The organism is Citrobacter sp. CRE-46, from assembly GCF_059615875.1.
Window position 1 is genome coordinate 4,940,480 of sequence record NZ_CM184341.1, and the last position, 25,352, is coordinate 4,965,831.

A 25,352-nucleotide genomic window follows, 5' to 3' on the forward strand; every position below is an offset into this window, starting at 1 on the left:
TTGACATGAGCAGATTTTAAACTTATCGATACGAGGGTCAACGTATGTTAAACCAGTTAGAACACCTGAAAGAGCGTGTCCATGGGCATCATAAACTGGTCGACCGTTGGCTGAATATTCGTAAGCACCTGCTCGTGGCTTACTACGATCTGGTTGGCCTGAAACCGGGCAAAGAGTCGTTTATGCGCCTCAATGAGAAAGCGCTCGATAATTTTTGCCAGCGTCTGGTCGACTATCTGTCTGCCGGTCACTTCAGTATTTATGAACGCATTATCCATAAAATGGAAGGTGAGAGTCCGCTTTTAAACGCCAGCAAAATCTGGCCGCAGCTGGATGCCAATACCCAACTGATAATGGATTACTATGACTCAACGCTGGAAAACGCCATCGATGAGGATAACGTTCACCAGCTCCAGCAGGCGCTTTCCGATATTGGCGAAGCGCTGGAGGCTCGTTTCCGGCTGGAAGATCAGCTCATCATGCTGGCCTTTAAAACGCTTAGCGAATTCAAACGCCCGGCTTGAGATTTTCCGCATTAACGCGTAGTTTACATTCATTACCTCTAAGATAGAGGTTACTTCTTGTCGGAGTGCTTATTTTCCACAAAAGCATTCGTGATGCGTCAAGGCGGCAAGTCAGTGAATCTCCAGGAGCTTACCTAAGTAAGTGACTGGAGTGAGCGGACGAAGCCAACAAAGAGGCAGCGCGAAGGATGACGTGGAAAAGGCTGAGACCGTTAATTCGGGATCCGCGGAACCTGATCAGGTTAAAACCTGCGAAGGGAACAAGAGTCAATCTACAGCCGTATCGCCCCTGGGCGATCGTCTCTCTTGCTTCATCCGTCGTCTGACAAGCCACGTCCTTACTTTTTTGGAATGAGCTATGTCTGCCACTACTAAACCATCACGCCGCGAACAGCGCGCCCAGGCCCAACACTTTATCGATACCCTGGAAGGTACCGCCTTTCCTGAGTCCAGACGCATCTATATCACCGGTTCGCAGCCGGATATCCGCATCCCGATGCGCGAAATTCAGCTCAGCCCAACGCTGATTGGCGGCAGTAAAGATAACCCGCAGTTTGAGGCGAACGAAGCCGTACCGGTGTACGACACCTCCGGCCCGTATGGCGATCCTGAGGTGGCGATTAACGTCCAGCAGGGTCTGGCGAAACTGCGCCAGCCGTGGATTGACGCACGCAATGATAGCGAAGAATTAGACGACCGTAGCTCGGCTTACACCAAAGAACGTCTGGCCGACGATGGTCTGGACGATCTGCGTTTTACCGGCCTGCTGACGCCGAAACGCGCCAAAGCAGGCAAGCGCGTCACCCAGTTGCATTACGCCCGCCAGGGGATCGTCACTCCCGAAATGGAGTTTATCGCCATCCGTGAAAATATGGGCCGCGAGCGCATTCGCAGTGAAGTGCTGCGCCACCAGCATCCGGGGATGAGCTTCGGCGCACGCCTGCCGGAAAACATCACCCCGGAATTTGTGCGTGATGAAGTGGCTGCGGGCCGCGCGATTATCCCCGCCAACATCAACCACCCGGAATCGGAGCCGATGATCATTGGCCGCAACTTCCTGGTCAAAGTGAATGCCAACATCGGTAACTCGGCGGTCACCTCCTCCATCGAAGAAGAGGTGGAAAAACTGGTCTGGTCGACCCGCTGGGGCGCGGACACGGTAATGGACCTCTCCACCGGCCGCTATATTCATGAAACCCGCGAGTGGATCCTGCGTAACAGCCCGGTACCGATCGGCACCGTGCCGATCTATCAGGCGCTGGAGAAGGTCAACGGGATCGCCGAAGATCTCACCTGGGAAGCGTTCCGCGACACGCTGCTGGAGCAAGCCGAACAAGGCGTCGACTACTTCACCATCCATGCGGGCGTACTGCTGCGCTACGTGCCAATGACCGCCAAACGCCTGACCGGTATTGTCTCGCGCGGCGGTTCAATTATGGCGAAATGGTGTCTCTCCCATCACAAAGAGAACTTCCTGTTCGAACATTTCCGCGAGATTTGCGAAATCTGCGCCGCCTACGACGTTTCCCTGTCGCTGGGCGACGGCCTGCGTCCCGGCTCCATCCAGGACGCCAACGACGAAGCGCAGTTCTCCGAGCTGCATACGCTGGGCGAGCTGACCAAAATCGCCTGGGAATACGACGTGCAGGTGATGATTGAAGGCCCGGGCCACGTGCCGATGCATATGATTCAGCGCAACATGACCGAAGAGCTGGAGAGCTGCCACGAAGCGCCGTTCTACACCTTAGGGCCGTTGACGACCGATATCGCGCCGGGCTATGACCACTTCACCTCCGGCATTGGCGCCGCAATGATCGGCTGGTTCGGCTGTGCGATGCTGTGTTACGTGACGCCGAAAGAGCACCTCGGCCTGCCGAACAAAGAAGATGTGAAGCAGGGGCTGATCACCTACAAAATCGCCGCCCACGCCGCGGATTTAGCCAAAGGGCATCCGGGCGCGCAGATCCGCGATAACGCCATGTCGAAAGCGCGCTTTGAATTCCGCTGGGAAGATCAGTTTAACCTCGCGCTCGACCCGTTCACCGCCCGCGCTTATCACGATGAAACCCTGCCACAAGAATCCGGCAAGGTCGCCCACTTCTGTTCCATGTGCGGGCCGAAATTCTGCTCGATGAAAATCAGCCAGGAAGTGCGTGATTACGCCGCCGCGCAAACCATTGAAGTGGGGATGGCGGATATGTCGGAAAACTTCCGCGCCAAAGGCGGCGAAATTTATCTCAAACGGGAGGAAGCCTGATGTATCAGCCTGATTTCCCAACCGTACCGTTCCGCCTCGGGCTTTACCCGGTGGTAGACAGCGTTGAATGGATTGAACGTCTGCTGGAGGCGGGCGTGCGCACCATTCAGTTGCGTATCAAAGATAAACGCGATGAAGAGGTGGAAGCCGACGTTATCGCCGCCATCGCACTGGGGCGTCGTTATGACGCCCGCCTGTTTATTAACGACTACTGGCGGCTGGCGATTAAGCACAACGCCTACGGCGTGCATCTGGGCCAGGAAGACCTCGAAACCACCGACCTGAATGCCATTCAGGCGGCGGGCTTACGCCTGGGTGTATCCACTCACGATGATATGGAGATTAACGTCGCACTCGCCGCTAAGCCTTCTTATATCGCACTCGGCCACGTCTTCCCGACGCAAACCAAGCAGATGCCTTCCGCCCCGCAGGGGCTGGCGCAGTTGGCCAGTCATATTGAACGACTGGCGGATTACCCGACCGTCGCGATCGGCGGCATCAGCCTTGAACGCGCCCCGTCGGTGCTGGCGACCGGCGTCGGCAGCGTGGCTGTGGTTAGCGCCATTACTCAAGCCGCCGACTGGCGCGCCGCTACCGCGCAGTTACTGGAAATTGCGGGAGTTGGCGATGAATGACCGCGATTTTATGCGCTACAGCCGACAAATCCTGCTCGGCGATATCGCCATTGATGGCCAGCAAAAGCTGCTCGCAAGTCATGTGCTGATCGTGGGTTTAGGCGGGTTAGGTTCGCCTGCCGCGCTGTATCTGGCGGGAGCAGGCATTGGCAAACTGACGCTGGTAGACGATGACGACATTCATCTGAGCAATTTGCAGCGCCAGATCCTGTTTACCACCGATGATATCGCGCGTTCAAAATCTCAGGTTGCCCGGCAGCGCCTGACGCGGATCAACCCGGATATCGAACTGGTATCACTCCAGCAGCGACTTAAAGGCGATGCGCTCCGGCATACGGTCGCGCGAGCCGATGTAGTGCTCGACTGTACCGATAACATGGCCACGCGCCAGGAAATCAACGCCGCCTGCGTAGCGCTCAATATCCCACTCATCACCGCCAGCGCTGTCGGCTTTGGCGGTCAGTTGATGGTGCTCACGCCGCCGTGGGAACAAGGGTGTTACCGCTGCCTGTGGCCGGATGATGTAGAGCCGGAACGCAACTGCCGTACCGCTGGCGTGCTCGGCCCGGTGGTTGGCGTGATGGGTACCTTGCAGGCGCTGGAGGCGATTAAATTACTTAGCGGTATTGAGACGCCGGGCGGGGAGCTACGTCTGTTTGACGGCAAAACCAGCCAGTGGCGCAGCCTCGCGCTGCGTCGCGCCAACGGCTGTCCGGTATGCGGAGGGCAGCATGCAAATTCAATTCAATGATGAGCCGATGCAGTGCGCCGCAGGGCAAACCATCAGCGGGCTGCTTATCCAGCTCAACCAGCTCAAACCGGGCGCGGCGTTGGCGCTCAATCAGCAGATCCTGCCGCGCGAGCAGTGGGAACAGCAAATCGTGCAGGAAGGCGACCAGATCCTGCTTTTTCAGGTTATTGCAGGGGGTTGAGATGTTACGTATTGCCGACAAAACGTTTAATTCACATCTGTTCACCGGTACCGGGAAGTTTGCCTCATCGCAACTGATGGTCGAGGCGATTCGCGCTTCCGGCAGCCAGTTGGTGACGCTGGCGATGAAGCGCGTGGACCTGCGCCAGCACAACGATGCGATTCTGGCGCCGCTAATTGAAGCGGGCGTCACGCTGCTGCCTAATACCTCCGGGGCGAAAACCGCCGAAGAGGCGATCTTCGCCGCCCAACTGGCGCGTGAAGCGCTGGGCACCCACTGGCTGAAATTAGAAATCCACCCGGACGCCCGTTGGCTGCTGCCGGATCCAATCGAAACGCTAAAAGCCGCCGAGGCGCTGGTGAAGCAGGGTTTTGTCGTGCTGCCCTACTGCGGCGCGGATCCGGTTTTGTGCAAGCGGCTGGAAGAGGTCGGCTGCGCAGCGGTGATGCCGCTCGGCGCGCCTATCGGCTCTAACCAGGGGCTGGAAACCAAAGCCATGCTGGAGATCATTATCCAGCAGGCCACCGTGCCGGTGGTGGTCGACGCCGGGATCGGCGTGCCCAGCCACGCGGCGCAGGCGCTGGAAATGGGCGCTGATGCGGTGCTGGTCAACACGGCGATTGCCGTGGCGGACGATCCGGTGATGATGGCAACCGCCTTTCGTCTGGCGGTGGAAGCCGGATTACTGGCGCGGCAGGCTGTGCCAGGAAGCAAAAGTTCGCAGGCCAGCGCCACCAGCCCGCTCACCGGCTTTCTGGAGGCCTTAGCATGAAAACCTTCACCGACCGCTGGCGGCAACTGGAGTGGGACGACATTCGCCTGCGCATCAACGGTAAAACCGCCGCTGACGTGGAACGCGCGCTTAACGCTCCACAGCTAAGTCGTGACGACCTGATGGCACTGCTCTCCCCCGCCGCCGCCGATTACCTTGAACCGCTGGCGCAACGGGCGCAAAGGCTGACTCGCCAGCGCTTCGGCAACACCGTCAGTTTTTACGTGCCGCTTTATCTCTCAAACCTCTGCGCCAATGACTGCACCTACTGCGGTTTTTCTATGAGCAACCGCATCAAACGTAAGACGCTGGACGAGGCAGAAATCACCCGCGAGTGCGCCGCCATCCGCGAGTTGGGTTTTGAACACCTGCTGCTGGTCACCGGTGAACACCAGAGCAAAGTGGGCATGGACTACTTTCGCCGCCATTTACCTGACATTCGCCGTCAGTTCGCCTCGTTACAGATGGAAGTGCAGCCGCTGGCAACCGAGGAGTATGCCGAGCTGAAGAGGCTGGGGCTGGACGGGGTGATGGTGTATCAGGAGAGCTATCATGAAGCGACTTATGCCCATCATCATTTAAAGGGGAAAAAGCAGGATTTCTTCTGGCGGCTGGAAACACCGGACAGGCTTGGCCGCGCTGGAATCGATAAAATCGGTCTTGGCGCGCTGATTGGTTTGTCTGACAGCTGGCGGGTGGATTGTTATATGGTCGCCGAACATCTGCTGTGGATGCAGCAGCATTACTGGCAGAGCCGCTACTCCATCTCCTTTCCTCGTCTGCGCCCATGCACCGGGGGCGTTGAACCCGCATCGATCATGGACGAGCGACAGTTGCTCCAGACCATTTGCGCGTTTCGTTTACTGACGCCAGAAATTGAGCTGTCGCTCTCCACCCGCGAATCACCCTGGTTTCGTGACCATGTGATCCCGCTGGCGATCAACAATGTCAGCGCCTTCTCAAAAACCCAGCCTGGCGGTTATGCCGATAACCATCCAGAGCTGGAACAGTTCGCCCCGCACGACAATCGTCGCCCGGAAGCCGTTGCTGAAGCACTCATGGCGCGGGGATTACAGCCCGTGTGGAAAGACTGGGACAGCTATCTGGGGCGCACTACGCAGATGCAGTAAGCCCGGAGCGATCGCATTAAACAAAAGCCCCGACTAGTGCAGTCAGGGCTTTAAGTTACTACAAACTTCAGATTTAACATTAATAAACTTAACGATTTAGTACTGCTGATGGTACTACTTTAAAATGTACAGGTTTACTACAGATAATATTGGATTTTGATACTAACTAAAACTTTCCTCTATTTACCGTTAAACACATTGCACCGGCTTGATAATAAAACTCAAGGCTGGTGACCTAAACAAGTACACTTCCCCTCGCGACATATACTCTTTGATGCGTTGCCTTATTTCCCTTGCGATAACCATAAAAACAGAAATCACAAACACTTACTATTAAATCATGGCGTTACATCGTCGCGCTTTACTAACTTTTTGCGATTAGATAAATCAACTACGTGGCCTGAAAGCATTGTCGAAGTGAAAAAATAGCGTTTTCAGCATCGACTACCCCAAACAAAAAATACTTCGTGGCCTTTATCGCAACCCCCAATAAAGCTTTACTAACACTTACTACGTTAACAGCAAACGACTATTTCCCTGCTGTTAAGCATTAACATACGGGTTTAAAAAACGCTGTCAATACTGTTTTTTATAACATGTTTTTATTGCCAGTAATTATATATTCCCGCATGTGATAAGCGTACCAAAGAGCCGCCAGCCTCGGTTCAGATCGTTGAGTTTTGCTTCTTTTTGTAACCGGTTTCAGAAAAAGTGGTTTTCTTTGTGATGCCTTGCACACAATCGTTGCAAAGCAGTTGTTGCTACAGCTGGCTCGCGATAATTATCAACCCACACATGTTGAGCGAGACTGCTTATGAAAAACATCGTTTTATGCTGTGCCGCCGGAATGTCCACCAGCATGCTGGTACAAAGGATGAAAGATGCCGCCCAGAAAAAAGGTGTCGACGTCACGATCAAAGCTGTCCCGGTGGCTGAGTTTGAAGAGAATATCGCCACTGCAGATATCGTGTTGCTTGGTCCACAGGTTAAATATGAGCAGGCCAAGCTGCAGGCGCTCGCCGACCCGCTAGGCAAAAAAGTCGCCGTTATCGATATGATGGATTACGGCATGATGAAAGGTGATGCCGTACTGGAAAAAGCGCTGAAACTACTGGAGTGATGACATGGAAGAGTTAGAAACGATCATCATGGAATTATTAGTCAACGCCGGAGCCGCCCGCAGTCAGGCCCTGACAGCGCTACAACTGGCGCGTAAAGGTGACTTTACTGGTGCGGAACAAGCAATGGTGGAATCACGCGAGTACGTCAAACAGGCACATAAAATCCAGACCCAGCTAATCGGCATTGACGAAGGTACCGGCAAGCTACCGGTTAATCTCATCACAGTCCATTCGCAGGATCACCTGATGAACGCGATGGTGATTCAGGATTTGGCGGGCGACATGATTGAGCTTTATCGGCGGTTGCCGCCGGTAAATTAATAACACTGCCGGATGGCGGCTTCGTAACCTCACAGGCCGTATAAGAGCAGCGCTATCAGGCATAACATAGACATAAAAAAACCCGCCGAAGCGGGTTTTTTATTATGGTCAGCAACGATTAATCGTTGTCAGAACCGCCCAGGCCTGCGTTCAGCAGTTCTGCCAGGCTGGCAGACGCATCTTCAGCAGTCACCTGCGGAGCAGCTGGCAGTTCGCCCGCTGCGCGACGGCGCATACGATCCTGGTGGTACGCGTAACCGGTACCGGCCGGGATCAGACGACCCACGATGACGTTCTCTTTCAGACCGCGCAGTTCGTCGCGTTTGCCCGCAACGGCTGCTTCGGTCAGCACGCGAGTGGTCTCCTGGAACGATGCCGCGGAGATGAACGACTCAGTTGCCAGAGACGCTTTGGTGATACCCAGCAGATCGCGGGAGAAGGTTGCGCCCACTTTGCCGTTCGCTTCCAGCTCGCGGTTAGCGATCTTGACGCGGGAGTATTCAACCTGCTCGCCTTCCAGGAAGTCGGAGCTACCAGCGCTTTCGATGGTGGCTTTACGCAGCATCTGACGAACGATAACTTCGATGTGTTTATCGTTAATCTTAACACCCTGCAGGCGGTATACGTCCTGAACTTCGTTAACGATGTAACGAGTTACAGCATGCACGCCACGCAGACGCAGGATGTCGTGCGGCGCTTCCGGACCGTCGGAAACCACGTCACCACGTTCTACACGTTCACCTTCGAACACGTTGAGCTGACGCCATTTCGGAATCATCTCTTCGTAAGGTTCGCTACCGTCTACCGGGGTGATAACCAGGCGACGTTTCCCTTTGGTTTCTTTACCGAAGGAAATGATACCGCTGATTTCAGCCAGGATTGCCGGCTCTTTCGGACGACGTGCTTCGAACAGGTCCGCAACGCGCGGCAGACCACCGGTGATGTCCTTGGTACCGCCGGATTCCTGCGGAACACGGGCCAGGGTGTCACCAGAGCTGATCTGTACGCCATCTTCCAGCTGAACAATCGCTTTACCTGGCAGGAAGTACTGAGCAGGCATATCGGTGCCTGGGATCAGAACGTCGTTGCCCTGAGCATCAACAATTTTCAGTGCCGGACGCAGGTCTTTACCACCCGACGTACGCTCTGCAGAATCCAGAACGACCAGAGAAGACAGACCGGTCAGCTCGTCGGTCTGACGAGTAATGGTCTGGCCGTCGATCATGTCAGTGAAGCGGACGAAACCACTCACTTCGGTGATAACCGGCATGGTGTGCGGATCCCAGTTCGCTACGGTTTCGCCGCCAGCAACCTGTTCGCCATCACCTTTCGCCATAACGGAGCCGTAAGGCACTTTATAGCTTTCTTTGGTACGACCGAATTCGTCGATCAGTTTCAGTTCGGTGTTACGTGAGGTGATAACCAGTTTACCGCTGGAGTTAACAACCGACTTCGCATTGCTCAGACGGATGCTACCTTTGTTTTTCACCTGGATGCTGGATTCAGCAGCCGCACGAGATGCCGCACCACCGATGTGGAACGTACGCATCGTCAGCTGTGTACCCGGTTCACCGATGGACTGTGCCGCGATAACGCCGATTGCTTCACCTTTGTTGATGATGTGGCCACGCGCCAGGTCACGACCATAGCAGTGCGCACATACACCAAAGTCGGTGTCACAGGATACAACGGAACGGACTTTCACGGAGTCAACGGAGTTCTCTTCCAGCAGGTCACACCACTGTTCGTGCAGCAGCGTGTTACGTGGAACCAGAATATCCGCCGTACCCGGCTTCAGAACGTCTTCAGCAGTCACACGACCCAGAACGCGATCGCGCAGCGGCTCTTTAACGTCACCACCCTCGATAACCGGGGTCATGGTGATGCCTTCCAGCGTGCCGCAATCGTCCTCAGTAACAACCAGGTCCTGCGCAACGTCAACCAGACGACGCGTCAGATAACCGGAGTTCGCTGTTTTCAGTGCGGTATCCGCCAGACCTTTACGCGCACCGTGAGTAGAGATGAAGTACTGGAGTACGTTCAGGCCTTCACGGAAGTTCGCGGTGATTGGCGTTTCGATGATGGAGCCATCTGGCTTCGCCATCAGACCACGCATACCAGCCAGCTGACGAATCTGTGCTGCTGAACCACGCGCACCGGAGTCGGCCATCATGTAAATGCTGTTGAAGGAAACCTGCTGCTCTTCTACGCCGTCACGGTTAATAACGGTTTCAGTCTGCAGGTTATCCATCATCGCTTTGGATACACGATCGTTCGCCGCAGCCCAGATATCGATAACTTTGTTATAGCGTTCGCCTGCGGTTACCAGACCAGACTGGAACTGCTCCTGGATCTCAGCAACTTCAGCTTCCGCTTCAGAGATGATCTCGTGTTTCTTCTCTGGGATGACCATGTCATCAATACCAACAGATGCACCCGAACGCGCTGCATAAGCAAAGCCGGTGTACATTGTCTGGTCAGCGAAGATAACGGTCGGCTTCAGGCCCAGAATGCGGTAACAGGTGTTCAGCATTTTGGAGATGGCTTTCTTACCCAGCGCCTGGTTGACGATGGAGAAAGGCAGACCTTTCGGTACGATCATCCACAGAATGGCGCGACCAATGGTCGTGTCTTTCAGGCTGGTGTGCGCAACGAATTCGCCGTTTTCATCTTTTTCATATTCAGTGATACGCACTTTAACGCGCGCATGCAGAGAGGCCAGGCCAGCGCGATAGATACGCTCAGCTTCTTTCGGGCCAGTCAGCACCATGCCTTCGCCTTTGGCGTTAACACAGTCACGGGTCATGTAGTACAGACCCAATACAACGTCCTGAGACGGAACGATGATAGGTTCGCCGTTCGCCGGGGACAGGATGTTGTTGGTAGACATCATCAGCGCACGCGCTTCAAGCTGGGCTTCCAGCGTCAGCGGTACGTGAACAGCCATCTGGTCACCATCGAAGTCGGCGTTATATGCCGCACAAACCAGCGGGTGCAGCTGGATAGCTTTACCTTCGATCAGTACCGGCTCAAATGCCTGGATACCCAGACGGTGCAGGGTTGGTGCACGGTTCAACAGTACCGGGTGTTCGCGGATAACTTCGTCCAGGATATCCCAAACGACAGCTTCTTCACGCTCAACCATTTTCTTAGCGGCTTTGATGGTGGTGGCGAGACCACGCAGTTCCAGCTTGCCGTAGATGAACGGTTTGAACAGTTCCAGTGCCATTTTCTTCGGCAGACCGCACTGATGCAGACGCAGGTATGGACCTACGGTGATTACAGAACGACCGGAGTAGTCAACACGCTTACCGAGCAGGTTCTGACGGAAACGACCCTGTTTACCTTTGATCATATCGGCCAAAGATTTCAGAGGACGCTTGTTAGAACCGGTGATCGCACGACCACGACGACCGTTATCCAGCAGGGCGTCAACCGCTTCCTGCAGCATACGTTTTTCGTTGCGTACGATGATGTCCGGCGCAGCCAGATCCAACAGACGCTTCAGACGGTTGTTACGGTTGATCACGCGACGATACAGATCGTTCAGATCTGACGTTGCGAAACGACCGCCATCAAGCGGAACCAGCGGACGCAGATCTGGCGGCAGAACCGGCAGAACGGTCAGGATCATCCACTCTGGCTTGTTGCCAGACTGTACGAAGGCTTCCAGCAGTTTGATACGCTTGGTCAGCTTCTTACGCTTGGTTTCGGAGTTGGTTTCGTTCAGCTCTTCGCGCAGAGTTTCACACTCTTGCTCCAGATCCATGCTCTTCAGCAGGGCCTGAATAGCTTCCGCACCCATCTTCGCGTCGAATTCGTCACCGAACTCTTCCAGCGCGTCCAGATACTGCTCTTCAGTCAGGATCTGTTGACGTTCCAGGTTGGTCATACCGCCTTCGATAACGACATAAGATTCGAAGTACAGTACGCGTTCGATATCGCGCAGCGGCATATCGAGCAGCAGACCGATACGGGACGGCAGCGATTTCAGGAACCAGATATGCGCGGTCGGAGACGCCAGCTCGATGTGGCCCATACGCTCACGGCGTACTTTGGTCTGGGTCACTTCAACGCCGCACTTCTCACAGATCACACCACGATGTTTCAGGCGCTTGTACTTACCGCACAGGCACTCGTAGTCTTTTACCGGCCCAAAGATACGGGCGCAGAAAAGGCCGTCACGCTCAGGTTTGAACGTACGGTAGTTGATGGTTTCCGGCTTCTTAACTTCACCGAAAGACCATGAACGGATCATGTCTGGCGAGGCCAGAGCAATTTTGATCGCATCAAACTCTTCGGTTTTAGTCTGCGCTTTCAGAAACTTTAATAAATCTTTCACGGATTTGCTCCCGTCGGAGTTAGCACAATCTGGCGCTGGCTGTTAAGCCAGCACCAGTGACCTGTTTGATCGAGAGTTACTCGTCTTCCAGCTCGATGTTGATACCCAGCGAACGAATCTCTTTCAACAGTACGTTGAAGGATTCCGGCATGCCTGGTTCCATCTGATGGTTGCCGTCCACGATGTTTTTATACATCTTAGTACGACCGTTCACGTCATCAGACTTAACGGTGAGCATTTCCTGCAGGGTGTATGCCGCGCCATATGCTTCCAGCGCCCACACTTCCATCTCCCCGAAGCGCTGACCACCGAACTGAGCCTTACCACCCAGCGGCTGCTGAGTAACCAGGCTGTAAGAACCGGTAGAACGCGCGTGCATCTTGTCATCAACCAGGTGGTTCAGTTTCAGCATATACATGTAGCCAACGGTAACCTGGCGCTCGAACTGCTCACCGGTACGACCGTCGAACAGGGTAATCTGACCGGAAGTCGGCAGGCCACCCAGCTGTAACAGTTCCTTGATTTCAGACTCTTTCGCACCATCGAAGACCGGCGTTGCGATCGGCATACCTTTTTTCAGGTTTTCAGCCAGACGCAGAACTTCTTCATCGCTGAAGGTATTCAGGTCAACTTTCTGACGAACATCTGAGCCCAGATCGTAAGCACGCTGGATGAACTCGCGCAGTTTGGCGACTTCCTGCTGCTGTTTCAGCATGGCGTTGATCTTATCGCCGATACCTTTCGCAGCCATACCCAGGTGGGTTTCAAGGATCTGACCGATGTTCATACGCGATGGTACGCCCAGCGGGTTCAGTACGATATCTACCGGCGTACCGTTAGCATCGTGTGGCATATCTTCGATCGGGTTGATCTTAGAGATTACACCCTTGTTACCGTGACGACCTGCCATCTTATCACCAGGCTGGATCCGACGTTTAACCGCCAGATAAACCTTAACAATCTTCAGCACGCCCGGTGCCAGATCGTCGCCCTGAGTAATTTTACGGCGTTTCGCTTCGAGTTTTTTCTCGAATTCGTGTTTCAGTTCGTCGTACTGCTCAGCCAGCTGTTCCAGCTGATTCTGTTTCTCTTCGTCGGTCAGACCGAGTTCTAACCAGCGGTCACGCGGCAGTTTGTCGAGCTTCTCAGCTTCAACACCACCGGAAACCAGCACAGCGTAGATACGGCTGAACAGACCAGCTTCGAGGATCTGCAGTTCTTCAGACAGGTCTTTCTTAGCCTGCTTCAACTGCATCTCTTCGATTTCCAGCGCACGTTTGTCTTTTTCTACGCCATCGCGAGTAAAGACCTGAACGTCGATAATCGTACCGGAAACACCGTTTGGCACGCGCAGAGAAGAGTCTTTAACGTCAGACGCTTTCTCACCGAAGATCGCACGCAGCAGTTTCTCTTCCGGCGTCAGCTGGGTTTCACCTTTCGGCGTTACCTTACCAACCAGAATATCGCCACCGGTCACTTCCGCACCGATATAAACGATACCGGATTCATCCAGTTTAGAGAGCGCAGCTTCACCCACGTTCGGGATGTCAGCGGTGATCTCTTCCGGCCCCAGCTTGGTGTCACGGGACACACATGCCAGTTCCTGAATGTGGATGGTGGTGAAACGGTCTTCCTGGACAACACGCTCGGATACGAGGATGGAGTCTTCGAAGTTGTAACCATTCCATGGCATGAATGCCACGCGCATGTTCTGACCCAGCGCCAGTTCACCAAGGTCGGTGGACGGACCGTCTGCCAGCACATCACCACGTTCAACCGGCTCGCCCAGAGATACGCAAGGCATCTGGTTGATACAGGTGTTCTGGTTAGAACGGGTGTATTTAGTCAGGTTATAAATGTCGATACCTGCTTCGCCCGGGTACATCTCGTCTTCGTTAACTTTGATAACGATACGGGAAGCATCCACGTACTGAACAGTACCGCCACGTTTAGCAACTGCAGTAACACCGGAGTCAACGGCAACAGCACGTTCCATACCGGTACCAACCAGCGGCTTATCAGCACGCAGAGTCGGAACCGCCTGACGTTGCATGTTCGCACCCATCAATGCACGGTTGGCGTCATCGTGTTCCAGGAACGGGATCAGGGACGCACCGACGGATACCACCTGCTGGGTGGATACGTCCATGTAGTCAACCTGGTCGCGGCTGAACAAGCTGGATTCGCCTTTGCTACGGCAGGTAACCAGATCTTCTACAAAGTGGCCTTCGTCATCCAGGTTGGAGTTCGCCTGAGCGATAACGTAGTTACCTTCTTCGATAGCAGACAGGTAGTGAATTTCATCGGTTACAACACCGTCGGTCACTTTACGGTACGGAGTCTCAAGGAAGCCGTATTCGTTAGTCTGTGCATACACGGACAGGGAGTTGATCAGACCGATGTTCGGACCTTCAGGCGTTTCGATTGGACATACGCGACCATAGTGAGTCGGGTGTACGTCTCGAACTTCGAAGCCTGCGCGTTCACGGGTCAAACCGCCTGGGCCGAGTGCGGAGATACGACGTTTGTGTGTAATCTCAGACAGCGGGTTGTTCTGGTCCATAAACTGAGACAGCTGGCTGGAACCAAAGAACTCTTTCACTGCTGCAGAAATCGGCTTGGCGTTGATCATATCCTGAGGCATCAGGGTATCCAGATCGCCCAGAGACAGACGCTCTTTCACCGCACGCTCAACACGCACCAGGCCAACGCGGAATTGGTTTTCCGCCATTTCGCCTACGGAACGGATACGACGGTTGCCAAGGTGGTCGATATCATCGACTTCGCCTTTACCGTTACGGATATCGATGAGCTTCTTCATCACTTCAATGATGTCGTCTTTGCTCAGGATACCGGACCCTTCGATTTCGTCGCGCAGCAGAGAACGGTTGAACTTCATACGACCAACCGCAGACAGATCATAGCGGTCTTCGGAGAAGAACAGGTTCTCGAACAGGCTTTCCGCAGCTTCACGAGTCGGCGGCTCACCAGGGCGCATCATGCGGTAGATTTCTACCAGCGCGCTCAGACGATCGTTGGTTGGGTCGACGCGTACAGTTTCAGAAATGTACGGACCGTGGTCCAGATCGTTAGTGAACAGCGTTTCGATACGCTTGTGACCAGACTGGCTCAGCTTAGCCAGCAGATCCAGGCTCAGCTCCATGTTAGCTGCGCAGATCAGCTCGCCAGTAGATTCGTCAACGTAGTCTTTAGCCGCAACCTTACCAGCAATGTATTCAACCGGAACTTCGATATGCTTGATATCGTCTTTTTCCAGCTGGCGAATATGGCGCGCAGTGATGCGACGGCCTTTTTCGACGTAGACTTTGCCGTTAGCTTCGATGTCAAAGGAGGCGGTTTCACCACGCAGGCGTTCCGGCACCAGTTCCATCTGCAACTTGTTGTCGCGAATTTCGAAAACAACTTTTTCAAAGAACAGGTCAAGGATCTGCTCAGTGGTGTAGTTCAGCGCACGCAGAATGATGGTCGCAGGCAGTTTACGGCGACGGTCAATACGTACGAACAGGTTGTCCTTCGGATCGAATTCGAAGTCCAGCCAGGAACCACGGTAAGGAATGATACGCGCGTTATACAGCACTTTACCCGAAGAGTGGGTTTTACCTTTGTCGGAGTCAAAGAAGACGCCAGGACTACGGTGCAGCTGAGAAACGATAACACGCTCAGTACCGTTGATAACAAAGGTACCGTTGTCGGTCATGAGCGGAATTTCGCCCATGTAGACTTCTTGTTCTTTAATGTCTTTTACGGTGCCTTCCGGCGCTTCGCGCTCGTAGATCACCAGACGCAGTTTTACGCGCAGCGGTGCGGAATAGGTCACGCCACGGATCTGACATTCCTGAACGTCAAACACCGGTTCGCCAAGACGGTAGCTGACGTATTGCAGCTCGGAATTACCGCTGTAGCTCTGAATCGGGAAAACGGAACGGAAAGCTGCTTCCAGACCATACTGCCCTTCAGGATCTTGCTCGATGAACTTCTGAAACGAGTCAAGCTGGATAGAAAGGAGATAAGGTATGTCCAACACTTGCGGACGTTTACCAAAATCCTTACGAATACGTTTTTTCTCGGTATAGGAGTAAACCATTAGGGTTCCTCAGCTCGCTGACAAGTCGACCCATCTGTCCATTGAGCGGACAGTTTGTGCAACACTATTTTGTTGACCGGAAAATCGAATACTTTCCGCAATGCCTGTTGCTATCACGCTTAAACCATTTCATTGCGATTTACACAGAACTGACGCTCTGTCGCAGTATATTAAGACGTCGATAGAAACAAGCATTGAAAGGCACAGCAGTAGTCAAACAGTGTGAAACGCTACTGGCGCCTTACAGCGCAAAAAGGCTGGTGACTAAAAAGTCACCAGCCATCAGCCTAATTTCTTAGGCTGCAACCAGAAAAGTTGGCTTATTTAACTTCAACTTCAGCGCCAGCTTCTTCCAGAGATTTTTTCAGTGCTTCTGCGTCGTCTTTGCTCACGCCTTCTTTCAGCGCAGCCGGTGCAGATTCTACCAGGTCTTTAGCTTCTTTCAGACCCAGGCCAGTTGCGCCACGTACTGCTTTGATAACAGCAACTTTGTTAGCGCCAGCAGCTTTCAGAATTACGTCGAATTCAGTTTTTTCTTCAGCAGCTTCAGCCGGGCCAGCAGCTACAGCTACAGCAGCAGCAGCGGAAACACCGAATTTTTCTTCCATTGCAGAAATCAGTTCTACAACGTCCATTACGGACATAGCGGATACTGCTTCAATGATTTGATCTTTAGTGATAGACATTTAAATTGTTCCTGAAAATCAGAATAAGTTTATACGTAAGCAGATGCTTGAGAAAGGTAACTGCAATTAAGCAGCTTCTTTCGCATCGCGTACAGCAGCCAGAGTACGAACCAGTTTGCCAGCCGAAGCTTCTTTCATGGTTGCCATCAGGCGTGCAATTGCTTCTTCGTAGGTCGGCAGAGTTGCCAGGCGATCGATATTCGATGCGGTAATCAACTCACCTTCAAAGGCTGCGGCTTTGACCTCAAATTTTGCATTCGCTTTCGCGAACTCTTTGAACAGACGAGCAGCGGCGCCCGGGTGTTCCATAGAGTATGCAATCAGGGTCGGACCAACAAACGTGTCTTTCAGGCACTCGAACTGAGTACCTTCAACGACGCGGCGCAGCAGGGTGTTACGAACAACACGCATGTATACGCCAGCTTCACGACCTGCTTTACGCAGTTCAGTCATTTTATCTACAGTTACGCCACGGGAATCCGCAACTACTGCAGACAGCGCGCCTTTGGCTACTTCGCTGACTTCAGCAACAATCGCTTGTTTGTCTTGAAGATTTAAAGCCATTAGCTTTGCTCCTGGATGTTTGCCGGAACTCATGTTCCGGAACTCACTTCACTCCCCCCAACGGAGAGAGCGTCTAAATACGGTGAGCAGAAACAAGCCAGAGTATCAGAAATAATCTTAGCGTTCTGTCACCGTCTACGCAGGGCATTAAGTTTCTTGCGAAACACCTGCGGTCTTCGACGGAGGCCTGGATAGGCCAGGCTCCAACGAACAAATCTGTTGTCTATCGGCCGAAGCTAATAGAATCGTGGGCGAAGATTGTAGACAAATTCGCCGCCCACGTAAAGCTAATCTTAGACGTTCGCAGACGCGCTCAGACCAGCCTGATCAACGGCAACACCAGCACCCATGGTGGTGGAGATGCTAACTTTCTTGATGTACACGCCTTTTGCCTGAGTCGGTTTTGCTTTTTTCAGCGCAACCAGCAGAGCTTCCAGGTTTTCTTTCAGTTTGTCAGCGTCAAAATCCACTTTACCGATGGTGGTGTGGATGATGCCGTTTTTGTCGTTACGGTAACGAACCTGGCCAGCTTTAGCGTTCTTAACCGCTTCAGCAACGTTCGGAGTTACGGTACCAACTTTCGGGTTTGGCATCAGGCCGCGCGGACCCAGAACCTGACCCAACTGGCCAACAACGCGCATTGCATCCGGAGAAGCAATAACAACGTCAAAGTTCATTTCGCCTTTCTTGATCTGGTCAGCCAGATCTTCCATACCTACCAGTTCAGCGCCTGCAGCTTTAGCAGCTTCAGCGTTTGCACCCTGGGTAAATACGGCTACGCGAACAGAACGGCCAGTACCGTGCGGCAGTACAGTTGCACCACGTACGTTCTGGTCAGATTTACGAGCGTCGATGCCGAGGTTAACGGCAACGTCCACGCTTTCTACGAATTTAGCAGTGGCCAGCTCTTTCAGCAGAGCAATAGCTTCGTTGATGTCGTACTGTTTAGTTGCATCAACTTTGTCACGGATCACGCGCATACGCTTGGTCAGTTTAGCCATTTCTTAGTCCTCCACTACCAGGCCCATGGAACGTGCAGTACCTTCAATGGAGCGAGTCATCGCTTCAATGTCGGAACCAGTCATGTCGGCAGCTTTGGTCTGCGCGATTTCCTGCAGCTGAGCGCGGGAAATTTTACCCACTTTGTCTTTGTTCGGCTTGCCGGAACCAGACTTGATACCAGCCGCTTTCTTCAGCAGTACTGCTGCCGGAGGCGTTTTGGTAACGAAAGTGAAAGAACGGTCAGCGTAAACGGTGATAACAACCGGGATCGGCAGACCTTTTTCAATGGAATCAGTTTTTGCGTTGAACGCTTTGCAGAATTCCATGATGTTCACGCCTTGTTGACCCAGTGCTGGACCTACCGGCGGACTCGGGTTAGCCATACCAGCTGCAACCTGCAGCTTGACATAGGCTTGGACTTTCTTAGCCATTCTAAATTCCTCTAGTTGGGTTATAGCGCCTCAAAGAGGCTCCCCGTGTTTTTAAATTCGTTTTACGGACAGAGTCCATAAAAACAAAAGGCGCGAAATTGTATTCCAATCTCGCGCCTTGTGCAACGATTAAATCGCCGCTTTTTTGATCGACGTGTTAGGCTTTCTCAACCTGGGCGAAGTCCAGTTCAACCGGAGTCGCACGACCGAAGATAGATACAGAAACTTTCAGACGAGACTTCTCGTAGTCCACTTCTTCAACTACGCCGTTAAAGTCAGCAAACGGACCATCGCTAACGCGAACCATTTCGCCCGGCTCAAACATCGTTTTCGGACGCGGCTTATCACCAACCTGCTGCAGACGGTTCATGATCGCATCAACTTCTTTGTCGCTGATTGGCGCCGGACGGTCAGAAGTACCGCCGATAAAGCCCATCACACGCGGAACGCTGCGCACCAGGTGCCAGCTCGCATCATTCATGACCATCTGGACCAGTACATAGCCCGGGAAGAATTTACGTTCGCTCTTGCGACGCTGGCCACCACGGATCTCGACCACTTCTTCTGTCGGCACCATGACTTCGCCAAACAGCTCTTCCATATTTTGTAACTTGATATATTCGCGCAGCGACGTGGCAACGCGGCCTTCAAAACCGGAAAACGCCTGAACGACGTACCAGCGCTTTTTAGGGGCTTCAGACATCTTAGAACCTCAGGCCAGTGATAAAGGATACCAGGCGAACCAGAATACCATCCAGTCCCCACAGGATCAGTGACATTACTGCGGTAACCGCAGCCACAATTAATGTGGTGTGCAATGTTTCCTGGCGAGTTGGCCAAATGACCTTACGGACTTCGGTTCTCGCTTCACGGGCAAAAGCAACGGTCGCTTTACCTTTTGTTGTCAACAGCGCGACACCACCCGCTGCGGCAATCAGAATCACTACGGCCAGCGCACGCAGCGGCAGCATCATGTCACGATAAAGGTAATTGCCAACGATAGCTACAAGCAGCAATACAGCGACAACAACCCACTTCATCGCTTCCAGGCCGCGCCCGCTTCCTTGAGCTTCGGTATTCGCACTCATAAACCAACCTGTCAGAAGTATTCTACAAACATTTTCACCCCGCGTAAGCGAGGCGATCCAAACCGAAATGCTCTGGTGCGTTTCGGACTAAACGCCCTCTTCAGAGCCTGTCTCAGCAATGATTATGACAAAAAAAATCACTGATGAGCCAGGTTCTGGTGTGAAAGCGTGCAAAAAGGGCATCAAATGATGCCCTTTTATTGCGCATTGCGTCAAATGTTATTCGGCAATTAGCTCATTACTTTGGCAACAACGCCCGCACCTACAGTACGGCCGCCTTCACGGATTGCGAAACGCAGACCGTCGTCCATCGCGATCGGGTGGATCAGGGTAACAACCATTTTGATGTTGTCGCCCGGCATTACCATCTCTACGCCTTCCGGCAGTTCGATGGTGCCAGTCACGTCAGTAGTACGGAAGTAGAACTGCGGACGGTAGCCTTTGAAGAACGGAGTATGACGGCCGCCTTCGTCTTTGGACAGGATGTACACTTCAGATTCGAACTTGGTGTGCGGCTTGATAGAGCCCGGCTTAGCCAGTACCTGACCACGTTCGATTTCTTCACGTTTGATACCACGCAGCAGAACACCAACGTTCTCACCAGCACGGCCTTCGTCCAGCAGTTTGCGGAACATTTCAACGCCAGTACAGGTAGACTTAGCGGTGTCTTTGATACCAACGATTTCAACTTCTTCGCCAACTTTGATGATACCGCGCTCTACACGACCGGTAACAACGGTACCACGACCGGAGATGGAGAATACGTCTTCGATAGGCAGCAGGAACGGCTTGTCAATCGCACGCTCTGGTTCCGGGATGTAAGAGTCCAGGAAGCCAGCCAGTTCGATGATTTTCGCTTCCCACTCTGCTTCGCCTTCCAGCGCTTTCAGAGCAGAACCACGAACGATCGGAGTGTCGTCGCCCGGGAAATCGTACTGAGACAGAAGTTCACGAACTTCCATTTCTACCAGTTCCAGCAGCTCTTCGTCATCAACCATGTCGCATTTGTTCAGGAACACGATGATGTACGGAACGCCTACCTGACGACCCAGCAGGATGTGCTCACGAGTCTGCGGCATCGGGCCGTCAGTCGCAGCAACAACCAGGATCGCGCCGTCCATCTGCGCAGCACCGGTGATCATGTTTTTAACATAGTCGGCGTGGCCCGGGCAGTCTACGTGTGCGTAGTGGCGAGTCGGGGTGTCATATTCAACGTGAGAAGTGTTGATGGTGATACCACGAGCTTTTTCTTCCGGCGCGTTATCGATCTGGTCGAATGCACGAGCAGCACCGCCGTAGGTTTTAGCCAGTACGGTAGTGATTGCAGCGGTCAGCGTTGTTTTACCATGGTCAACGTGGCCGATAGTACCGACGTTAACGTGCGGTTTAGTACGTTCAAATTTTTCTTTAGACATCGATTGTCCCTCTAAGACACGGATAAATCGGTGATATCACCACATCAACCAGGCAATATACCTGAGCTGTTGAATGCTTTTAAAAGTAAACAGAGAGAAACGGGAAGGAGAAGTGAAGTGGTGCTGATACCCAGAGTCGAACTGGGGACCTCACCCTTACCAAGGGTGCGCTCTACCAACTGAGCCATATCAGCACGTCTGGAGCGGGCAGCGGGAATCGAACCCGCATCATCAGCTTGGAAGGCTGAGGTAATAGCCATTATACGATGCCCGCATCCTGAAACTCGGCTACCCAGTTCTTTCTGTAACAAAAAAGAGATTTCTCTCTTTTATGTTCGAGCTGATTAATTTTTTAACCAACTCAGGCGGCGATAACGCTGCCAGAAAGTGGTGGTGGGGGAAGGATTCGAACCTTCGAAGTCTGTGACGGCAGATTTACAGTCTGCTCCCTTTGGCCGCTCGGGAACCCCACCGGACTTGATGGTGCCGACTACCGGAATCGAACTGGTGACCTACTGATTACAAGTCAGTTGCTCTACCTACTGAGCTAAGTCGGCATCAAGTAGCGCGCATTTTATGGAGACCTGCGCACTCATGCAACTAAAAAATTGCATAAAATGTTCTATCGCTCACATTTTGCACTATACGTCCGATAAATAATCTATTTCTTCGTATGATTGGACGAATTTCCAACGGCGCGCGCCCTTCCAAAGGCAAGTTTTTCGCCGCCATGCACTTATCCATAGAGAGAAAGTACCTCTTTATACATCTGGAATAGCCGTCACATTGCTTTTCAGGGGATGATTTTTTCTTATTATTCCCCCTCATCTGGTGTTACCCTCCTGCCCATTGTCCAAATTAACTGAAATGTGCGTGCCATTGCGTGCCGGGGATGATTTCGTTTTTTTACCGCAGACCTGATATAGCAATGACAGCCAGACCATGCGTATGAGTATAAAAGAGCAAGCGTTAACGTCGCCTTACCTACAGTTTGATCGCAACCAGTGGGCTGCGCTTCGTGATTCCGTGCCAATGACCCTGACCGAGGAAGAGATTGCTCGTCTGAAAGGCATTAACGAAGACTTGTCGCTGGAAGAAGTTGCCGAAATTTATTTGCCTCTATCGCGTTTGCTAAATTTTTACATCAGTTCGAACCTGCGACGTCAGGCGGTGCTGGAGCAATTTTTAGGCACTAACGGCGAGCGTATTCCTTATATTATCAGCATTGCTGGCAGCGTCGCCGTTGGCAAAAGCACCACAGCACGTGTTTTGCAGGCACTGTTGAGTCGCTGGCCTGAGCATCGTAAGGTTGAATTGATTACGACCGACGGTTTTCTTCATCCCAATCAGGTGTTGAAAGATCGTGGACTCATGAAGAAGAAAGGCTTCCCTCAGTCCTATGATATGCACCGCCTGGTTAAATTCGTTTCCGATTTGAAGTCAGGCGTACCCAACGTCACGGCACCGGTATACTCCCATCTTATCTATGATGTGATCCCTGATGGCGACAAAACTGTTGCCCAACCCGACATATTAATACTTGAAGGGCTTAATGTATTACAGAGCGGGATGGATTATCCTCACGATCCGCATCATGTATTTGTTTCTGATTTTGTCGACTTTTCTATTTATGTTGATGCGCCAGAGGAATTACTCCAGACGTGGTATATCAACCGCTTCCTGAAATTCCGCGAAGGGGCATTTACCAACCCAGACTCTTATTTCCATAATTATGCGAAATTGTCGGAAGACGAGGCAATCAACACGGCCACTTCGTTATGGAAAGAGATTAACTGGCTGAATTTAAAACAAAATATTTTACCAACGCGTGAGCGTGCCAGCTTAATCATGACCAAAAGCGCTAATCATGCTGTTGAAGAGGTCAGACTACGCAAATAAATTAATAAGGGGAGCCGCAGCTCCCCTTGTTATTATTCAGCGCTTCTGAGCGATATTTCTCCGCCCATCCAGGGTTTTATCACGCCATTTTGTTCGAGCAATAATGCACCTTGTGCATCTATTCCACGAGATATCCCAAATATTTCTTTATCGCCAATAATGAGTTTTACCGGGCGGTCGATAAAGTTGTCCAGCGTCTTCCAGCGGGACAAATACGGCGCTAAGCCCTCATGCTCAAACAATACCAACGCAGCGCGCAGCTCGCGGATTAGTCGGGCAGCAAGGGTATTGCGGTCAATGTTAATTCCCGCTTCCTGGAGATTAATCCAGCCCTGATTAACGACATTCTCTTCTACCCGGCGCATGGACATATTAATACCCGCACCGATAACAATTTGCGCGGCATCGCCCGTCTTACCAGTGAGTTCAACCAGAATTCCGGCCAGTTTACGATCGAGCAGATAGAGATCGTTCGGCCATTTCACGCGAACTTTATCCGCCCCCAGATCGCGTAAAACCTCCGCCATGACAATACCAATCACCAGACTCAGACCAATTGCGGCTGCCGGTCCTTGCTCCAGTCGCCAGAACATTGAGAGATACAGATTGGCGCCAAACGGTGAGAACCACTTACGTCCGCGACGACCACGGCCGGCCTGCTGATACTCAGCGACGCAGGCATCCCCTGACTCCAGTTGACCAATACGGTCCATCAGGTACTGGTTGGTTGAGTCGATAACCGGCAGAACCGTGATATTCCCTCCATCCAACTGAGAATGAATCAGTGATGAGTCTAATAACTGGATAGGCTCAGGTAAGCTGTATCCTTTACCGGGAACAGTAAAGACATCAACGCCCCAGTCGCGTAGCGTCTGAACATGCTTATTGATTGCCGCACGGCTCATTCCCAGCTGTTCACCAAGCTGCTCACCAGAATGAAATTCGCCGTCGGCTAACAAGGAAATAAGCGTCAGGGGGACGGTATTATCTTTCATGCGATGATCTCCACAGCATTCACTTCACCCTGTGGGCCAATAAATCTGACCTCGGGTTCGAGCCAGACATTGAATTTCTCACCGACTTTTTGGCGTACATGATGCGCTAGTTGTACCACATCCTGACTGGTCGCACGGTCTGCATTAATCAGTACCAGTGCTTGCTGCTGATGTACCGCTGCCCCACCAATACGCATGCCTTTTAGCTGGCATTGATCGATAAGCCAGCCGGCAGCCAGTTTTACTGAACCATCTACCTGCGGGTAATGAGGCGCAGTCGGGAATTTGGCCAACAGTTCCTGCGCAACGTGCGCTGTAACAACCGGGTTTTTAAAGAAGCTACCGGCATTACCGTTAACTTTCGGGTCAGGCAGCTTTGTTGTGCGCATATGACAGACAGAATCAAAAACCTGCTGAGGCGTCACGGTTGTAGGATCCAGACGCGTCAGGTCACCGTAAGTGAGAACGGGCTGCCACTGTTTAGGCAAGCGCAAACCAACGGCAACAATTGCGAAACGATCCTGATATTCATGCTTGAAGATGCTGTCACGGTAACCAAAACGGCATTCCGCGGCGCTGACGCGCAGATGTTTGCCGGTTGACAGTTCAACGCAGTCCACATATTCACAGACACGCTGCAGCTCCACACCATAAGCGCCAATATTCTGAATGGGCGATGAACCGACACATCCGGGAATGAGTGCCAGATTTTCCAGTCCAGGCATACCTTCTTGCAGCGTGTGCTGTACCAGATGATGCCAGTTCTCACCGGCACCGACGTGCAGGTGCCACGCCTCAGGTTGTTCTGTGAGCTCAATGCCCTTGATTCGATTGACGATCACCGTTCCATGGAAGGTATCGAGAAACAGGACGTTACTCCCCTCGCCCAGGATCAGTACTGGATGATGTGATGCATTCGCTGATTGCCAGGCATTCAGCAGTTGTTGCTCATTTTCGGCGCAGACAAGCTCATTAGCTTGTTGATCGATACCGAAGGTGTTCCAGGCTTTAAGGGAGTGATTCATAGACGCTTTCCTGATGCAAAATCGCGCTTAGTTTACCGCATATGCCGCAGGATGGCTTGTCTTATGGAGGCAAGGGGGTTGCCTGATGCGCTTTGGCAGGCCGGATAA

Annotated in this window: 21 protein-coding genes, 4 tRNA genes and 1 pseudogene; 11 read left to right on the forward strand and 15 right to left on the reverse strand. The window is 52.7% G+C overall.

Annotation, left to right across the window (positions count from 1 at the left end; all coding sequences use genetic code 11):
• Window positions 1-44: 44 nt before the first annotated feature.
• The 9 genes from AC534G_RS23955 (at window position 45) to AC534G_RS23995 (ending at window position 7,692) form a co-directional block, all read left to right on the forward strand.
• Window positions 45-524, forward strand: coding sequence for an Rsd/AlgQ family anti-sigma factor (locus AC534G_RS23955; RefSeq protein WP_032940921.1), 480 nt, complete (start codon window positions 45-47; stop codon window positions 522-524).
• Window positions 525-882: 358 nt separating this feature from the next.
• A complete protein-coding gene (gene thiC, locus AC534G_RS23960; RefSeq protein WP_038636137.1) occupies window positions 883-2,781 on the forward strand; it encodes a phosphomethylpyrimidine synthase ThiC in 1,899 nt (632 codons plus the stop codon).
• Window positions 2,781-3,416, forward strand: a complete 636-nt coding sequence (gene thiE, locus AC534G_RS23965) for a thiamine phosphate synthase (RefSeq protein ID WP_110496271.1) — start codon at window positions 2,781-2,783, stop codon at window positions 3,414-3,416. Before thiC ends, thiE begins: the two co-directional genes overlap by 1 nt.
• Window positions 3,409-4,167 (forward strand): HesA/MoeB/ThiF family protein, encoded by a 759-nt coding sequence (locus AC534G_RS23970; RefSeq protein WP_110496273.1) that lies wholly within the window; start codon window positions 3,409-3,411, stop codon window positions 4,165-4,167. Before thiE ends, AC534G_RS23970 begins: the two co-directional genes overlap by 8 nt.
• Complete coding sequence (thiS, locus tag AC534G_RS23975; RefSeq protein ID WP_110496275.1) at window positions 4,148-4,348, forward strand: sulfur carrier protein ThiS; 201 nt, start codon at window positions 4,148-4,150, stop codon at window positions 4,346-4,348. Before AC534G_RS23970 ends, thiS begins: the two co-directional genes overlap by 20 nt.
• Window position 4,349: 1 nt before the next feature.
• Window positions 4,350-5,120 carry a thiazole synthase gene (thiG, locus tag AC534G_RS23980; protein WP_038636127.1) on the forward strand — a complete coding sequence of 257 codons (771 nt, stop codon included), beginning with the start codon at window positions 4,350-4,352 and terminating at the stop codon, window positions 5,118-5,120.
• On the forward strand, window positions 5,117-6,250 hold the full coding sequence (thiH, locus tag AC534G_RS23985) for a 2-iminoacetate synthase ThiH (protein ID WP_038636125.1): 1,134 nt from the start codon (window positions 5,117-5,119) through the stop codon (window positions 6,248-6,250). The genes thiG and thiH overlap by 4 nt, the downstream gene beginning before the upstream one ends.
• Window positions 6,251-7,064: 814 nt before the next feature.
• A complete protein-coding gene (locus AC534G_RS23990) occupies window positions 7,065-7,370 on the forward strand; it encodes a PTS sugar transporter subunit IIB (protein WP_038636123.1) in 306 nt (101 codons plus the stop codon).
• A 4-nt stretch (window positions 7,371-7,374) separates the two neighbouring features.
• Window positions 7,375-7,692, forward strand: coding sequence for a PTS lactose/cellobiose transporter subunit IIA (locus tag AC534G_RS23995; protein ID WP_038636121.1), 318 nt, complete (start codon window positions 7,375-7,377; stop codon window positions 7,690-7,692).
• Between the two features lie 118 nt (window positions 7,693-7,810).
• Here the strand turns inward: AC534G_RS23995 and rpoC are convergent, their stop codons facing one another.
• From rpoC to AC534G_RS24060, 13 genes are all read right to left on the reverse strand, one after another.
• A complete protein-coding gene (rpoC, locus tag AC534G_RS24000; protein WP_038636118.1) occupies window positions 7,811-12,034 on the reverse strand; it encodes a DNA-directed RNA polymerase subunit beta' in 4,224 nt (1,407 codons plus the stop codon).
• 76 nt (window positions 12,035-12,110) lie between these two features.
• Entirely contained in the window at window positions 12,111-16,139 is a 4,029-nt protein-coding gene (gene rpoB, locus AC534G_RS24005) for a DNA-directed RNA polymerase subunit beta (RefSeq protein ID WP_003033111.1), read from the reverse strand.
• 320 nt (window positions 16,140-16,459) lie between these two features.
• Window positions 16,460-16,825, reverse strand: coding sequence for a 50S ribosomal protein L7/L12 (rplL, locus tag AC534G_RS24010; RefSeq protein WP_000028882.1), 366 nt, complete (start codon window positions 16,823-16,825; stop codon window positions 16,460-16,462).
• Between the two features lie 66 nt (window positions 16,826-16,891).
• Window positions 16,892-17,389 (reverse strand): 50S ribosomal protein L10, encoded by a 498-nt coding sequence (gene rplJ, locus AC534G_RS24015; RefSeq protein WP_005132895.1) that lies wholly within the window; start codon window positions 17,387-17,389, stop codon window positions 16,892-16,894.
• A gap of 293 nt (window positions 17,390-17,682) precedes the next feature.
• Window positions 17,683-18,390: a 50S ribosomal protein L1 gene (gene rplA, locus AC534G_RS24020; RefSeq protein ID WP_006688358.1), complete on the reverse strand. Its 708-nt coding sequence runs from the start codon at window positions 18,388-18,390 to the stop codon at window positions 17,683-17,685.
• Window positions 18,391-18,393: 3 nt separating this feature from the next.
• Window positions 18,394-18,822, reverse strand: a complete 429-nt coding sequence (rplK, locus tag AC534G_RS24025) for a 50S ribosomal protein L11 (RefSeq protein WP_038636105.1) — start codon at window positions 18,820-18,822, stop codon at window positions 18,394-18,396.
• A gap of 157 nt (window positions 18,823-18,979) precedes the next feature.
• Window positions 18,980-19,525 (reverse strand): transcription termination/antitermination protein NusG, encoded by a 546-nt coding sequence (gene nusG / locus AC534G_RS24030; RefSeq protein WP_003033125.1) that lies wholly within the window; start codon window positions 19,523-19,525, stop codon window positions 18,980-18,982.
• A gap of 1 nt (window position 19,526) precedes the next feature.
• A complete protein-coding gene (secE, locus tag AC534G_RS24035; RefSeq protein ID WP_003033128.1) occupies window positions 19,527-19,910 on the reverse strand; it encodes a preprotein translocase subunit SecE in 384 nt (127 codons plus the stop codon).
• Between the two features lie 230 nt (window positions 19,911-20,140).
• On the reverse strand, window positions 20,141-21,325 hold the full coding sequence (gene tuf / locus AC534G_RS24040; RefSeq protein WP_016157942.1) for an elongation factor Tu: 1,185 nt from the start codon (window positions 21,323-21,325) through the stop codon (window positions 20,141-20,143).
• Between the two features lie 118 nt (window positions 21,326-21,443).
• A tRNA-Thr gene (locus AC534G_RS24045) sits at window positions 21,444-21,519 on the reverse strand.
• Window positions 21,520-21,524: 5 nt separating this feature from the next.
• A tRNA-Gly gene (locus AC534G_RS24050) sits at window positions 21,525-21,599 on the reverse strand.
• A gap of 114 nt (window positions 21,600-21,713) precedes the next feature.
• Window positions 21,714-21,798, reverse strand: a tRNA-Tyr gene (locus tag AC534G_RS24055).
• Between the two features lie 8 nt (window positions 21,799-21,806).
• Window positions 21,807-21,882 (reverse strand) — tRNA-Thr (locus tag AC534G_RS24060).
• A gap of 19 nt (window positions 21,883-21,901) precedes the next feature.
• Between AC534G_RS24060 and AC534G_RS24065 the strand changes: the two are divergent.
• Window positions 21,902-21,982: pseudogene (locus tag AC534G_RS24065) on the forward strand (hypothetical protein); the annotation flags it as partial.
• Window positions 21,983-22,273: 291 nt separating this feature from the next.
• Window positions 22,274-23,224: a type I pantothenate kinase gene (coaA, locus tag AC534G_RS24070; protein WP_032940924.1), complete on the forward strand. Its 951-nt coding sequence runs from the start codon at window positions 22,274-22,276 to the stop codon at window positions 23,222-23,224.
• A 32-nt stretch (window positions 23,225-23,256) separates the two neighbouring features.
• On the opposite strand, the gene birA is transcribed toward coaA, so the two are convergent.
• Complete coding sequence (gene birA / locus AC534G_RS24075) at window positions 23,257-24,219, reverse strand: bifunctional biotin--[acetyl-CoA-carboxylase] ligase/biotin operon repressor BirA (RefSeq protein WP_038636096.1); 963 nt, start codon at window positions 24,217-24,219, stop codon at window positions 23,257-23,259.
• Window positions 24,216-25,244 (reverse strand): UDP-N-acetylmuramate dehydrogenase, encoded by a 1,029-nt coding sequence (gene murB / locus AC534G_RS24080; RefSeq protein ID WP_110496279.1) that lies wholly within the window; start codon window positions 25,242-25,244, stop codon window positions 24,216-24,218. The genes birA and murB overlap by 4 nt, the downstream gene beginning before the upstream one ends.
• Window positions 25,245-25,352: the final 108 nt, after the last annotated feature.